Source organism: Desulfovibrio sp. ZJ369 (assembly GCF_011039085.1).
Taxonomy (GTDB): Bacteria; Desulfobacterota; Desulfovibrionia; order Desulfovibrionales; family Desulfovibrionaceae; genus Desulfovibrio.
Window position 1 is genome coordinate 36,902 of record NZ_JAAKEI010000019.1, and the last position, 11,030, is coordinate 47,931.

Below are 11,030 nucleotides of genomic sequence, written 5' to 3' on the forward strand. Positions count from 1 at the left end.
GCAACACGGAGCAGTTTTTTGCATGGCGGATGCAGTTCCGCGCCGCGTGCCCGGCCTGGTCATCGGGGGGTCCGGCAGCAACTCCGGCAAAACCGTCACGACCCTGGCCCTGCTCTGCGCGCTCAGGGCCCGCGGCCTCAACGTGCACGCGGCCAAAACCGGACCGGATTTCATTGACGCGGCCTTTCACGCCGCGCTCACCGAAAGGCCGGCCGCCAATCTGGATGCCTGGATGTGCCGCGAGGCCCCGGCGCGCCCGGATGAGGACAGCCTCCCCCGTATGCCGCGCGGCCTGGCCCGGCTTTTGGCCCGCGCGCAGGGCCGCGGAACATTTGCGGCGCGTCCGGACATGCTGCTGCTGGAAGGGGCCATGGGCCTCTATGACGGGGGCGGCAGGGGCGCGGGCTGCACGGCGCAACTGGCGGCAATGATCGGGCTGCCCGTGCTGCTGATTCTCAACACGCACGGCCTGGGGCAGTCGGCCGCCGCCCTGGCCGAGGGTTTTCTGCGCCATTGCCCGGCCTGGGCCGGGTTCTGCGGGCGACCCACGTTTGTGGGAATGCTCTGTACCCATGTGGGCGGGGAGCGGCATGTCGAAATTTTGCGCGAGGCTCTTGCCCCTTTGGAGCAAGAGCTCAACGTGCCGCTGCTGGGGCTTTTGCCGCGCGCGGGCGCGCCCCGGCTGGATGCGCGCCATCTGGGCCTGGTGGAAGCCCGCGAGGCTGTGCCCGGTCTGGACAGGCAGGCCCTGGCCCGCTGGCTGGAGAGCCATTGCCGTCTGGATCAACTGCTCACGCTGCTGGGCGCGCCCTTGAGCCGCCCGCGCGTGAAGCCCGCGGCAGCCTTGCGCGGGGCGGAATCAGAACCTTCGGCTTCCACGCCGCTTGCGGCAGCCGCGCAAACCCGTTTTTTCCCGGCCCGGCGCAGACTGCGGTCCGGACGGGCGGCCCGGCCCCTGCTCGGCATGGCCTGGGATGCGGCTTTCAGCTTCTGTTATGCGGATCTGCCCGCCACCCTTCAGGAACTGGGCGTTGATCTCGCTTTTTTTTCGCCCCTCAAGGACAAAGCGCCGCCGCAGGGCTGCCGGGGCCTTTATTTTCCCGGCGGCTATCCGGAGCTGCACGCGCAGGATCTGGCCGCCAACGCCCCCATGCGCGAGGCCCTGCGCCGTCTGGCGGCCCAGGGCGTGCCGATCTACGGCGAATGCGGCGGCTACATTTATCTGATGCATTCCGTGAGCCATGCGGGCCAGACCTCTCCCATGAGCGGCCTCTTGCCCCTGCATTGCGTAATGGGCCAAACGCGCGCGGCCTTGGGCTACCGCGCGGCCCTGGCGCTGCACGGCTGGCCCGGCCGCGCCGGCCCGCTGTGGGCGCGCGGCCATGAATTTCATTACGGCCGGACGGCGGAGCAGGATCTGCCGCCCGGCTGCTGCCCGCTCTGGGAGCTCTATGACAGCCGGGGCCTTCTCCTGGGGCGGGAGGGCTGCCGCCTGGGTTCCGTGGCCGGTTCCTGGCTGCACCTCTACCCGGAAGGCTCGCGCCGTTTCTGGAGAGCCTGGCTGGCCTCCCTGCGCTTCCCCGAAATTCAACCCCAAGGCCGCCATGTCTGAAATACGCCTGGACCCCGCAAGCACGCCGGATGCCATTGAGGCCCGTTCCTTTGCGATCATCGACGCTGAAATTCCCGAACCGCGCCCCTTTGCCGGGGAACTCTGGCAGGTGGCCCGGCGTTGCGTGCACACGCTGGGCGATACGGATATTCTTGCGGATTTGCGCTTAAGCCCGCAAGGCCTTGCGGCAGGTCTCGCGGCCTTGCAGGCCGGCTGCACGGTCTTTACGGATACGCGCATGGCCGCCGCGGGCCTGCCCCTGCGCCGTCTGACGCCCCTGGGCGTCAGCGTGACGCCGCTGATGGGTCTGCCCGGTCTGGACGAGGCCGCGCGCCACAAAGGGATCACGCGCGCGCGCGCGGCTGTGGAAGCCGTTGCCCACAGGCTTGCCGGGCAGATTATGGTCATTGGCAACGCGCCCACGGCCCTGCTCTGTCTGCTGGAGCTTCTGGAACAGGGCGCGCCCGCGCCCGCGCTGATCGTGGGCATGCCCGTGGGCTTTGTGAATGCGGCGCAATCCAAGGAACTGCTCTTGCGCAGCCCCTGGCCGCACTTCACCCTGCTGGGACGCAAGGGCGGATCGGCCGTGGCCGCGGCCTGCGTCAACGCGCTGGCGGATCTGGCTCTGGCGCGCCGCTGAGGGCGCGGGAACCTCCGGCCGCCGCCTTGTGCGATGCGTCTGCCTTTGGCGCCCTTTCCGGATTCTGCTCTTCTTCTGCCTGCTCTGCTTCAGGATTTGCCTTTTCCTCCGCCGCTGCGTCGTCCTCCGCTGTGCCCTCCACATCCAGCACAGGCGGCAAGGCGGCCCTGGGCATAATCCGAGCCCCGGCCAGAGCCGCGCGCTGTTCCTCCTGGCGCGGCAGCGGCACGCAGCCCTTGTCCACCAGCACAATGCCCGTGCGCTCAAGCACTTCGCGGCGGTAGGCGTACTCCTGATCCAGGCGGCGCTGGCGATAAATGAACCAGCGATGCCCCAGATAGCAAACCGCCAGCAGGGCAGCCGCGCTGCCGGCCAGCCAGGGGATATAGCGCGTCAGCGCGCCGCCCAGGCGGACCAGGGCGGAAAGGGCCCCGTCCACAAAAAAAAGCCCGGCCCCGATCAGCAAAATGCCCACCAGCACCACCACCGTGGGCGCATTGCGGATAATGGCGTAAAAACGCCGCAGGCGTTCGGGCAGCACGTCCGCGCCTGCGTCCGTGCTTTCCTCGCTCTGATCCCGATTGAGAGTATGGGAAATCCAGCTTCCGATCAAATGCACAATAAGCAAAAGGCCCACGGGCGCGAGCACTGCGGCCGCAGCCCAGCCCAACCAGGGAAAGCGGGCCATGGGCGGCCCGCCGGGCGTCAGGGGCGCGGCGCGCATCAGGCCGTAAAAAAATGCCACGCCGCCCACGATGAGCTCCACAAAAAACACCGCGATCAACAGATACAGCAGCACGTCCTTGTATTGCCCGGCATACCAGGGCAACGGCCTGCCGCGGCGCTCGCGCCTTTGCTCCTGATCAGCCGCCTGCGCCGCGCCCGACGACGTGTCGGATCGCGCCGCCTGCGCCTGGCCGGTTTTGCCCTCCGCCTGCGCGGAACGCTTGCGGCTTTCCGAAGAAGCCGGACGGGAACGCTTGCCGAAAATATTCATGCCCTACCTCAATGGAATCTGAGCATACGTGCCTGATTCCGATCCCGCAAGCCCCGCGTTTCCGCCGCGTTGCGGCGGCAGGACAACAAACATCGTGCGCAGAGAATGAGCGGCAGGGCGCTTTGAGAACCGGGACGCGCCCCTGCCGCTCCATCCGCCCTTGCTCACAAGCCGCATCTGGCTTACCTTGGGCCTGCATTCAGCGCGGGAGGCGACTATGCATGTTCTGGTGACCGGCGCGGCCGGTTTTATCGGCTTTCATCTGGCACGGCGGCTTCTTTCCGACGGGCACAGCGTGGTGGGCATTGACAACTGCAATGACTACTATGATGTCCAATTAAAAAAGGATCGTCTGGCCCAACTGGAAGTCCTGCCCGCGGCGCGCTCCCGCTTTCGTTTCGAGTTGCTGGATCTGGCCGACAGAGCGGGCATGGAAGCCTTGTTCGCGCGGGAGAACTTCAGTCATGTGGTCAACCTGGCCGCGCAGGCGGGCGTGCGTTACAGCCTGCAAAACCCGGCTTCCTACATCAGTTCCAATCTGACGGGCTTCGGCCATCTGCTTGAGGGCTGCCGCCACGGCGGCGTGGCGCATCTGCTCTTTGCCTCCTCCTCTTCCGTCTACGGCCTGAATGCGGCCCGGCCCTATTCCGAACGGCACAACGTCGATCATCCGGTAAGCCTCTACGCCGCCTCCAAAAAAAGCAACGAGCTCATGGCCCATGCCTACAGCCACTTATACCGCCTGCCCTGCACCGGGCTACGCTTTTTCACTGTCTACGGCCCGTGGGGACGGCCCGACATGGCCCTGCATTTGTTCACCACGGCCATTTTGCGGGGCGAGCCCATCAAGGTTTTCAATCAGGGCCGTATGCGCCGGGATTTCACCTATATCGACGATATTGTGGAAGGCATGATACGGCTTTTGCCCCTGGCTGCCGCGCCGGATCCGGCCTTTGATCCGGCCGCGCCGGATCCGTCCTCCAGTTCCGCGCCCTGGCGCATCTATAATATCGGCAACCATCAGACCGTGGAGCTCAACGAATTTATCGCCGTGCTGGAAGAAGCCCTGGGCAAAAAGGCCCGCAAGGAACTTCTGCCCATGCAGCCCGGCGACGTCGAAGCCACCTGGGCCGACATCAACGCCCTGACCCTGGCCACCGGCTTTGCGCCGACGACGCCCCTGCGCGAGGGCATTGCCCGCTTTGCGGCCTGGTACAGAGAGTATTACAACGCATGAGTGATTCCACCCGACACAGTGCCTCCGGCGCGCCCCAAAGCGCGGGCGTGACCACCGCCACGCCCCAACGCCCTGAAATCCTTGCTCCGGCCGGTGATGCGCCCTCTTTTCTGGCGGCCCTTGCCGCGGGCGCGGATGCCGTCTACCTGGGACTGAAGCATTTTTCAGCCCGGATGCAGGCCGAGAATTTCGGTCTCACCGAGCTTTCGCGGCTCACGGATCTGGCCCATGCCGAAAATGCCCGCGTGTATGTGGCCATGAACACCCTGATCAAGCCCAGCGAAACAGCCGCCGCCTACCGCCTGGCCGCGCGTCTGGCCCGGCAGGTGCGGCCGGATGGCCTGATCATCCAGGATCCGGGCATGCTGGATCTGGCCCGGCAGGCCGGTTTTGAAGGCGGGCTTTTTCTCTCCACCCTGGCGAACCTGACCCATCCGGAAGCGCTGCGTCAGGCGCTTGCCCTGGGAGCCGGCCGGGTGATTCTGCCGCGCGAGCTTTCCATTGACGAAATCCGGCGCATGGGCGAGGCCTGCCCCCAGGGCCTGGATCTGGAATGTTTTGTCCACGGCGCCTTGTGCTATTGCGTTTCCGGCCGTTGCTACTGGTCAAGTTACATGGGCGGCAAAAGCGGCTTGCGCGGCCGTTGCGTGCAGCCCTGCCGCCGGGTGTATCGCCAGGGCGGCGCGGCTGCGCTGGCCCTGGCGCGCCACGCGGAAAAAGAGGAACGCGACGGCCGCGGGGAGCTTTTGGCCGCGGCGGAGCGCAGCCGCGGGGATCGCGGCAAGGGCGGCGATCGCTTTGCCCGGACAGGCGAGCCGCGCCGCGCGCCCCGGCCTCCGAGCCGCGGCAGGGAGCACAGCGGACGGTATTTTTCCTGCCTGGATCTTTCCCTGGATGTGCTGGCCAAAACCCTTTTGGACATCCCCCATCTGGTCTCCTGGAAAATCGAGGGCCGCAAAAAAGGGCCGCATTATGTGTATCATGCGGTCACGGCCTATCGCATGTTGCGGGATAATCCCGGCGATTCCAAGGCCCGCAGGACTGCGGAGGAAATTCTGCAAATGGCTCTGGGCCGCCCGCCGAGCCGGGCGCGCTTTCTGCCGCAGAAAAACACGCTGCCCCTTGCGCCCGACGGCCAGACCAGCTCAGGCCTGCTGGCCGGCAAAGTGCGGGCCGATCCCGACGGCCGCATCCTGCTCAAGCCCCACTTTGAGCTTTTGCCCCAGGACCTTTTGCGCGTGGGCGTGGAGGATGAGCGCTGGCACGCCACGCTGCCCGTGACCCGGCGCATCCCCAAAGCCGGAAGCCTGACGCTGCGTTTGCCCCGGCACAAGACCCCCAGGACGGGCACGCCGGTTTTTCTGATCGACAGGCGCGAGCCGGAACTGATGCTCCTGCTGAAAGACTGGCAGGCCCGGCTGGACGCCCTGCCTGCGCGGCGGAGCCGGGCTGTGGAGAGTGCTCCGCGTCTGCCCGTGGCCGTCAGGGCGCGGCCAGGGCCCGATATTTTTCTGCGCTCAAGCCTGCCACAGGGGCGCGAGACGCGCGGCGGCCGCAATCAAATCATGGGGCTTTGGCTCTCCCCGCGCAGCGCCGGGATTTCGCGCACCGTGACGCCGCGCATCTCCTGGTGGCTGCCGCCGGTCATCTGGCCGGACGAAGAAGAAAATTTCCAGCGCCTGATCACCCGCCTCTGGCGCGACGGCGCGCGGCATTTTGTCTGCAATGCGCCCTGGCAGCGCGGCTTGTTTCCGGCCGACGCCGGAGCCGCGGATCTGCTGGCCGGGCCTTTTTGCAATGCCGCCAATGCCGCGGCCCTGGGCGTTCTCGCGCGCATGGGCTTTGTGGGGGCTTTTGCCGCCCCGGAACTCAGCCGCGAGGATCTGCTGGCCTTGCCGGGGCAAAGCCCCCTGCCCCTGGGCCTGGTGCTCGATGGCTTCTGGCCCGTGGGCATCAGCCGTTTCGGCCTGCTGGGCATCAAAACCGACGAGCCCTTTCTGAGCCCCAAGGGCGAGGCCTTCTGGGCCCGGCAATACGGCGGCAATATCTGGATCTATCCCGGCTGGCCTCTGGATCTCTCGGCCAAACGGCAGGAGCTGACGGCCGCGGGCTACGGCTTTTTTGCCCATATGCGGGAAAATCCCCCGGCCGCGCTGCCCGAACTGCGGCGGCAAGGCCTGTTCAACTGGGAAGGCGCGCTGTTGTAGCGTTGCGGATTTTTCCGTTGCGCATGGTAACAGCAAGCGTGTTGTGGCCTTGCGGCCCTGCGCCCGCCGGATGTGAAACAGGACGTTGCGCGTAAAATCTTGTGATCAGGCACGTCAGCGAAATCAACGCCGCACGCGCGCGTTTTCCGCGCGGTCTTGCGCAGCCCGTCGGAGCTTTGCGCTTCGGGCTGGATGCCCTGTTGCTGGCCGCCTTTGCGGCCGGGCAGTGCCAGAGCCGCGTCAAAAACGGCGGCAACGCTCCCGCGCCCGGGCTGTGCGGGGCGGAGCTGGGCTGCGGCTGCGGCGCGGCTCTGCTGGGCCTGGCCCTGCGCTGCCCGGAGCTGACCGGCCTGGGTCTGGAGCGCGAAGCGGAACTGCTGCGCGCGGCCCGGCAGAATGTCGCGGCGCTGGGCTGTCAGGAGCGTTTGCGTTTCGCGCGCGTGGATCTTGCGGATCGTGCGGCGCTGCGCCAAAGCGTGGCGGCCGGGGGCTTCAGGGCCGGTTCTCTGGATCTGGTTCTGGCCAATCCGCCCTATGGCCTGCCGGGCCGGGGCAGGGCTTCGCCCTCATCCCTGCGGGAACGCGCCCTGCGCGGCCCTGCGGCCCTGACGGATTTCTGCCGTGCCGCGGCCGAGCTCTTGCGCCATCACGGCCGTTTTTTCTGTATTTTCGACGCGCGGCAACTGCCGCGGCTCTGTGCGGAATTCGACCGGGCGCGTCTGGGCCTGCGCCGGATTCTGCCCGTGCGGGCGCGCAGATCGGATCCGGCCTTGCGGATTCTGGTTGAGGCCCGCAAAAACGCCGCCCCTGATCTGCGTCTGGAAAGCCCGCTCACCCTGCATGGGTCAAAAGCGCGCCGCGCCACAAAGGCCGGGGCGCAGGCGGCCATCTGGTCCGCGCAGGCCCTGCGTTTCTGCCCCTGGCTGGCTGCCGGCGCCACAACAGACTCGTGAGGAACGATATGAATTTCATTGCGGATCTGCACATCCACTCGCGTTTTTCCAGAGCCACCAGCAAGCTGCTCAATCCCCGGCATCTGGCGGCCTGGGCCGCCTGCAAGGGCATCGACGTGCTGGGGACCGGCGATTTCACCCATCCGCAATGGCGGGCCGAGCTGCGCGAGCAACTGGTTTTCGACGAAACCAGCGGCCTGTATCGCCTGAACGTGGAGCCTGAGCCTCTGGATTTTCTCGACGGCGGCCAAATCCGGGCGCATGAGGGCGGCACATCGCCGCTGTTTTGCCTGCAAGCTGAAATCAGTTCCATTTACAAGCGCGGCGGCAAAGTGCGCAAGGTGCACAATCTGCTCTTTGCGCCCACGCTGGAGGACGCGGATCGCATTTCCGTGCGCCTGGCGCAGATCGGCAATCTGAACTCCGACGGCCGGCCCATTCTGGGCCTGGACTCCCGCGATCTGCTGGAAATCGTGCTGGAAGCCGCGCCCGAGGCGGTATTGGTCCCCGCCCATGTCTGGACGCCGTGGTTTGCCCTCTTTGGCTCCAAGTCGGGTTTTGACCGTCTGGAAGACTGCTTCGCGGATCTTTCGGAACATATTTTCGCTCTGGAAACCGGCCTTTCCTCGGATCCGGCCATGAACCGCCTGATCAGCCGTCTGGACGGCTACGCCCTGATTTCCAATTCCGATGCCCACTCCGGCCCCAATCTGGGCCGCGAAGCCAATCTCTTTGCCGGGCCGCCCTCCTACGCGGGCATGTTCGCGGCCCTGCGCGCCGCGGCCCGGCGGCAGGCGCGGGAGCAGGCATCCTGCCGCTTTCTGGGCACACTGGAGTTTTACCCCGAAGAAGGCAAATACCATCTGGACGGGCACCGGGCCTGCAATGTGGTGCTGGAGCCGCGCGAGGCTCTGGCGCTCGGCAATATCTGCCCCGTCTGCGGCAAAGCCCTGACCGTGGGCGTGCTGCACCGCGTGCTGGAGCTGGCCGACCGCGAGGAACCGCCCGCGCTGCCCCATGAGCCTGAGGCCCGGCCCCTGATCCCCCTGCCGGAAGTGCTGGGCGAGATTCTCGGCGCGGGCGCGGGCTCGCGCAAGGTTCAGGAACGCTACAGCCGCCTTTTGCGCGATCTGGGGCCAGAGCTGGATATCCTCTGCCGCCTGCCGGAAGCGGATCTGCGCGCGCGCTGGGAGCCTTTGGGCGAAGCCGTGGCCCGTATGCGCCGCGGCCAGGTCCTGCGTCAGGCCGGTTTTGATGGCCAGTACGGCACGGTCCGCGTCTTCAGGCCTGAGGAATTGCCGGACGTGCGCGGCGGCCGGGCCTTGCCGGGCCTGGGCCGAAGCGGCGGGGCGCCGGCGCAACCCCAAAGCGGCCCGCGCGCCCAGACAAGAAAAAACACCTTGCCCCTGCCGGGTCTGGGCAAGGCGTCAGGGCAGCCCGGCTCCGTTGCGGAACAAGGCCCGCCCGCAGCTTTTTCCGCCGAGCAGGAGGCGGCGCTGCGCTCCGGGCCCGCGCCCGCGCTGGTTCTGGCCGGGCCGGGAGCGGGCAAGACCCGCGTTTTGATTGGCCGTATGCAATGGCTGCTGGCAGAAGGGGAGGATCCGCAAAACCTTCTGGCCGTGACCTTTACCCGCCGCGCCGCCGGGGAGCTGCGCGAGCGGCTGGGCGCGGCCCTGCCTGAGCTGCGGGATCGTCTGCCGCGCTGCGACACGCTGCACGGGCTTGCCTGGGGCGAACTGCGCGCGGCCGAGCCGCACTGCCTTTTGCTGGGCGAGGACGCGGCCATGCGCCTCTTTCAGGCGGCCAATGCCGGGCTTTCGGCCCGTCAGGCGCGGGCGCTGTGGGATGAGCTGGCCCTGGCCCGCGAAACCGGCCGGCCGCTCGCCGGAGCCCCGGCCGAGGCCGCGGCCCGCTATGCCGACCGCAAGCGGGCAAACGCGGCCATGCGCTATGTGGACTATGCCGATCTTCTGGAATGGTGGCTGGAGCGCGCTCGCGCGGGCCGCTGGCGGCATGTGCTGGTGGATGAGGTGCAGGATCTCTCGCCCGTGCAGCTTGCGCTGATCCGGGCTTTGCTGCCCTCTGACGGGCAGGGATTTTTTGGCATCGGCGATCCGGATCAGGCCATTTACGGCTTTCGCGGCGCGGCGGGGCAGAGCGAGGCAAGTTTGCGGGCCTGCTGGCCCACGCTCACGGTGCACAGGCTGGGGCAGAGTTTCCGGGCCAGTCAGGGCGTGCTGGATATGGCCGGGAAGCTGTTGCAGGGGCACGGGCAATGCGGTTTGCTGCGCGCCGCGCGCCCCTTGCGGGCGCAACTGCAATTGTTTGCCGCGCCGGACGAGCGGGCCGAAGCCCGTTGGCTGGCCGGGCGCGTGCAGCGCCTGTTGGGAGCCACGGCCCACACACTCTTGGATCAGGCGCAAAAGCGCGCGGACGGCACGGAGCTGGACAACAGCCTGTCGCCGGGCGAAGTGGCCGTGCTGGTACGGCTCAAGGCCCAAATCCCGCCCTTGCGCGCGGCTCTGGAGCAGGCAGGGATTCCCTGTTCCGTGCCTTCCCAGGAAGAATTTTGGGAAGATCCGGCCTGCGCGCGCCTGCTGACCCTGGCCGCGGCCGCGTGCGGCTGTGCGGATCTTTCCTTTCTGCCGCAACAAGTGCCGCCGGCTGCGGCTGCCGGGGCGGCCCTGCCTTTTCCCGCGGGGCAGTTGCCCAAACCGCAGGCCCTGCTTCCCTGGCTGCGCGAACAGGCCTGGGCCGGAGAGCTTTTTTGCCAGGGCCGCCCCTGGCGGGCCTTGTGCCGTCTTTGGCAGGAGTGCGGCGACTGGCAGACGCTGCTGCAACGCCTGGCCTGGCTGCAAGAGGCCGAACTGGTGCGCGCCAGAGCGGAACAGGTGCAGATTCTGACCCTGCACGCCTCCAAGGGGCTGGAGTTCAGGGCCGTCTTTTTGCCGGGTCTGGAGAGCGGCCTGCTGCCCTTGCGGCGGGAAGCGCTCTTTGAAGCGCGCGACGGATCAGGCGCGGATGCCGCGCCGGAAAAAAATGCGCAAGCGGCCCTGGCCGAAGAGCGCCGCCTGCTCTATGTGGGCCTGACCCGCGCCGCGCAGGCGCTCTTCGTGAGCTACAGCCACAGCCGCACACTCTACGGCAGAAAGCTGCGCCTTGCGCCTTCGCCCTTTCTGACGCACATCCGGGAATGTTGCCGACAAAGCACGCTCATGCCCCACAAGCGCAAGTCGGAAGAGCACCTTTCGCTGTTCTAGAGCATTTTGCTTTTAACTTTTTACATATCCACAGGATTTAAACCATCCTTCAGCGTCTTTTTGTGTGATACAACTTAATGCTTTTCCAATGGATTTATACAGTTCATCACATGTTTTTGCTTTC

7 protein-coding genes are annotated in these 11,030 nt (G+C 66.9%); 6 read left to right on the plus strand and 1 reads right to left on the minus strand.

Features of this window, described 5'->3' with window-relative positions:
- Nucleotides 1-22: 22 nt before the first annotated feature.
- Nucleotides 23-1,612 (plus strand): cobyrinate a,c-diamide synthase, encoded by a 1,590-nt coding sequence (locus G7Y51_RS08015; RefSeq protein WP_165176299.1) that lies wholly within the window; start codon nt 23-25, stop codon nt 1,610-1,612.
- Nucleotides 1,605-2,252 (plus strand): precorrin-8X methylmutase, encoded by a 648-nt coding sequence (locus tag G7Y51_RS08020; protein WP_165066273.1) that lies wholly within the window; start codon nt 1,605-1,607, stop codon nt 2,250-2,252. Before G7Y51_RS08015 ends, G7Y51_RS08020 begins: the two co-directional genes overlap by 8 nt.
- Here the strand turns inward: G7Y51_RS08020 and G7Y51_RS08025 are convergent.
- A complete protein-coding gene (locus G7Y51_RS08025; RefSeq protein ID WP_241160176.1) occupies nt 2,215-3,249 on the minus strand; it encodes a preprotein translocase subunit SecE in 1,035 nt (344 codons plus the stop codon). The genes G7Y51_RS08020 and G7Y51_RS08025 overlap by 38 nt on opposite strands.
- A gap of 217 nt (nt 3,250-3,466) precedes the next feature.
- Here G7Y51_RS08025 and G7Y51_RS08030 point away from each other — a divergent pair, with 217 nt between their 5' ends.
- The 4 genes from G7Y51_RS08030 (at nt 3,467) to G7Y51_RS08045 (ending at nt 10,906) form a co-directional block, all read left to right on the plus strand.
- Complete coding sequence (locus G7Y51_RS08030) at nt 3,467-4,486, plus strand: NAD-dependent epimerase (protein ID WP_165176301.1); 1,020 nt, start codon at nt 3,467-3,469, stop codon at nt 4,484-4,486.
- Nucleotides 4,483-6,693 (plus strand): peptidase U32 family protein, encoded by a 2,211-nt coding sequence (locus G7Y51_RS08035; RefSeq protein ID WP_165176303.1) that lies wholly within the window; start codon nt 4,483-4,485, stop codon nt 6,691-6,693. The genes G7Y51_RS08030 and G7Y51_RS08035 overlap by 4 nt, the downstream gene beginning before the upstream one ends.
- Nucleotides 6,694-6,794: 101 nt before the next feature.
- Nucleotides 6,795-7,646, plus strand: coding sequence for an N-6 DNA methylase (locus G7Y51_RS08040; RefSeq protein ID WP_241160177.1), 852 nt, complete (start codon nt 6,795-6,797; stop codon nt 7,644-7,646).
- Nucleotides 7,647-7,654: 8 nt separating this feature from the next.
- Entirely contained in the window at nt 7,655-10,906 is a 3,252-nt protein-coding gene (locus G7Y51_RS08045) for a UvrD-helicase domain-containing protein (protein WP_165176305.1), read from the plus strand.
- The last annotated feature ends 124 nt before the right edge of the window (nt 10,907-11,030 follow it).

Bases quoted from the DNA above. Each gene is read 5' to 3' on its own strand.
- G7Y51_RS08025 (WP_241160176.1), bottom strand. From the start codon at position 3,249: ATGAATATTTTCGGCAAGCGTTCCCGTCCGGCTTCTTCGGAAAGCCGC.
- G7Y51_RS08020 (WP_165066273.1), top strand. From the start codon at position 1,605: ATGTCTGAAATACGCCTGGACCCCGCAAGCACGCCGGATGCCATTGAG.
- G7Y51_RS08030 (WP_165176301.1), top strand. From the start codon at position 3,467: ATGCATGTTCTGGTGACCGGCGCGGCCGGTTTTATCGGCTTTCATCTG.
- G7Y51_RS08035 (WP_165176303.1), top strand. From the start codon at position 4,483: ATGAGTGATTCCACCCGACACAGTGCCTCCGGCGCGCCCCAAAGCGCG.
- G7Y51_RS08015 (WP_165176299.1), top strand. From the start codon at position 23: ATGGCGGATGCAGTTCCGCGCCGCGTGCCCGGCCTGGTCATCGGGGGG.
- G7Y51_RS08045 (WP_165176305.1), top strand. From the start codon at position 7,655: ATGAATTTCATTGCGGATCTGCACATCCACTCGCGTTTTTCCAGAGCC.